This window comes from Mesorhizobium sp. M7A.F.Ca.AU.002.02.1.1 (assembly GCF_003998535.1).
Taxonomy (GTDB): domain Bacteria; phylum Pseudomonadota; class Alphaproteobacteria; order Rhizobiales; family Rhizobiaceae; genus Mesorhizobium; species Mesorhizobium ciceri.
The window spans coordinates 1-2,742 of record NZ_RZPB01000783.1; the positions used below are offsets into that span (position 1 = coordinate 1).

The 2,742-nt window shown below is 57.3% G+C and carries 4 protein-coding genes; 1 reads left to right on the top strand and 3 read right to left on the bottom strand.

Annotated elements, in window-relative coordinates; all coding sequences use genetic code 11:
• Positions 1-198: DUF4142 domain-containing protein (locus tag EN879_RS31180; RefSeq protein ID WP_348631511.1), on the bottom strand; the 198-nt coding region annotated here is incomplete at its 3' end.
• Between the two features lie 820 nt (positions 199-1,018).
• On the bottom strand, positions 1,019-1,396 hold the full coding sequence (locus EN879_RS31185; RefSeq protein WP_063170791.1) for a low affinity iron permease family protein: 378 nt from the start codon (positions 1,394-1,396) through the stop codon (positions 1,019-1,021).
• A 474-nt stretch (positions 1,397-1,870) separates the two neighbouring features.
• Here EN879_RS31185 and EN879_RS31195 point away from each other — a divergent pair, with 474 nt between their 5' ends.
• Positions 1,871-2,170 (top strand): DUF1236 domain-containing protein, encoded by a 300-nt coding sequence (locus EN879_RS31195; protein WP_013525105.1) that lies wholly within the window; start codon positions 1,871-1,873, stop codon positions 2,168-2,170.
• Positions 2,171-2,286: 116 nt separating this feature from the next.
• Here the strand turns inward: EN879_RS31195 and EN879_RS31200 are convergent.
• Positions 2,287-2,742: metalloregulator ArsR/SmtB family transcription factor (locus tag EN879_RS31200; RefSeq protein ID WP_245493896.1), on the bottom strand; the 456-nt coding region annotated here is incomplete at its 5' end.

Consider the following 2,742-nt stretch of genomic DNA (forward strand, 5'->3'; position numbering starts at 1 on the left):
CGCAGCACCGTGGTCGGAGATCATCTTCTGCGCGAAATCCTTAAGGGTCGGATCCTGGAGCTTGCTTTGAGCGACCTTGCTGGACTGCACTTCGAACATCCCGCCGATCGCGGCCTTCGTGACGAAGTCCTGGGCCGTCTCTGCTGACAAGGCAGGCAGTACAGCGGTCATTGCGGTCGCGATCGACAGCGATGCCATGCGTAGATTGGTTCTCATGCTTAGGTTCCTTGTTGAGGAGGACGATGAACTCCAATCTCCCGGCGCCATCTTTGTTCCGGGCCTTGATAAATGTCGGATATTTTCGGGGCGCCATTCCCGCCGTCACGAGCTGGGCGGAGTGACACCGATCCCAGATTGTCCAGGAACCCCAGACCGATCGAAGAGTTGCCATTGCTCGCAGAGGGGACCTGATGGCGGAAAAAATCCAACGGTGAGTTTGGTATGCTTGCCGGCAAAGAGCCTGAAGCAGACGGGACGGCCGACCAGAAGATCACCACACGGCGGAAAGACGTCGGTAGCGCCACAGATTGCGCTTACCCAGGCATCCCGGCGGCGTCAGCAGGTCGACATGCGTGACCTTCGCCAAGTAAATTGCCGGCCAAGGCTCGTTTCTGAGGGTTAGCTTATGAAAGCCCGCCGCCCCATTTGCGAAGCGGCGGGCTTCATCCGCCCCAACTTGTCAATGCAACTTTGATGCCAAACCTTTTTGGCTCTTGATAGGACAGTGGCCCCTCCGACAGCGATCAAACAGACATCCAAAATGCCAGCAGCAGGGCGCATAAGGACGAGACGAGGGCAGCGGTGGCAAAAAACACGCCCTGCCAATCTGGCGGTGGCTCGGATATCAACTTGTCGGGGGGCGGCTGATTGTCATTCATGAAAGCAATTTGCGACGCCAAGTGTAGTTCCCCCTGATCCTTCAGGTTGTCGGCGGAAATGCTCGTCGCCTACCGAAGACCAAAAAAACTCAAAATCGCCAAGACGACGACCACCGCACCAACGAGCCAAATGAGATTGTTCATGATCTCTCTCCTGTTGCTTTCGAAAGTTCGCGCCTGGCAGCCCCGACTGTTCGGGACGCTTCTTCTTCGAGTTTTACAAGCTTCTCCCTGATCTCGTCCGGCTCGGCATGCTCCAATCCGACAACGTCGTTCCTGGTTTCGTTCAGTGAAACGATGATCTCGTCGAGTTTTGCGTGAATGGCGGCGGTATCGCGATAGCCTTGTAAAAGGACAACACCGGTGATCACGATGGCGGCAACCGACAGGGCATAGGTGACCGCATTTGTCAGTCCAAAAGGCACCAGGGCGGTGCACAAAACCATTGCCACGAGCATGACATAGAAGCCTGGCGGCCGAGATAGGAAGTCGGAGGCTGCGAAAAGGAACCGATTCATATGCTGGCCAAGGTCATCAAGGCGACCAGTGCGGTAATCGCCACACAAACAGGCACCGCCGCCAGCAGGCCTGCCTCTAAGATCCGACTCTCCTTGTCGCGCAACATCAGGTCACCTACTGCAGGTTAAAGATACGGGTTCGGCGTCGGAAGGGACGTTTGCCCGCCGATCCACCACATGCCAGCCAAGAACGAGTGCCATCACGAGAAAGGGAACAGCCGCGAATAACCAGCGTGCTTGGTCCACACTTTATACATCTGCATTCTTCCAAATTCGAGAGACAACAGCCGCGGAAGCCAAGCGTTCCAGCCGCTGCCGCTGACAGGACCAATGCGGTTTCCAGAACCAGACTTAGGTCCCAAGGGGACTAGACCTAAGTACCTAGGGCGGAACGTTTAGGGCGGCTCCATGTTCAACTTGCCGGGCGGCGCGGGACGATGATCGTGTTGCGCCCGTCCCTACAGGAGTGCAGATATGAACATGCTTCTAAAGAACACCGCAGCAGCGATGTTGCTATTGGCTGGGATCGGCTCAGCCGCCGCGGACGACATCATCATCCAGCCGGAACAGGACACCGTCATCCGCGAATATGTGAAGAAGCAGCCCCTGGCGTCGGTCAAGCTCCCCGGCGTGGAACTGAATGTCGGGACAGCCCTGCCGGAAACGGTTGAGATCCATGAGGTCCCCAACGTCAAATATCGCTACGTTGTGGTCGACAACCGCACGGTGCTGGTGGACCCGGGCACCCGAAAAATCATCAAGGTTTACGACTGAACGAACCATCCAACCCCGCCGCCATCGCCTGGCGGCGGGGTCGAAGCTTACAAATCTCCACAATCCGGTGACGAGCCTTGAAGTCGCGACATCGCAACCTTCCAAAGGTCCGGGCTTTATGGATGATGGTCGCGGCCAGGCAGAGTTTTCCGCTCAACAAGCCAGTCCAGGAGCTCAAGGACTTTCAGGGCAAGATCTGTGCACGAGTAATACGCTTTATGGCGCTCCTGCCTCCGGGTGACCAGACCAGATTCTCGCATCATGCCGAGATGCTGGGAGAGTGCTGAGTTGCTAAGCCCCAGTCGCGGCGCCAGATCAGAAACGGATATTTCTCCGTCAGCAAGAATCATTAGAGCGAGAAGGCGCTTTTCATTAGCCATGGCAGCGAGCAGCTCGGCGGATGGCGCATGAATGCTGGGCTTTTCGGGATTCATGATGTTGCCCTCGCTCACGCGTCTTGCGCCGGCCGAAATGTAAAGAAGCGGCCTCCCTTCACGGCAGCGGCGGGCGCCCCAGTAAGGATGTGCCGGGATCGTCGCGTGCCCCGGCGCGCCAGATCTATTAGCGTGGTG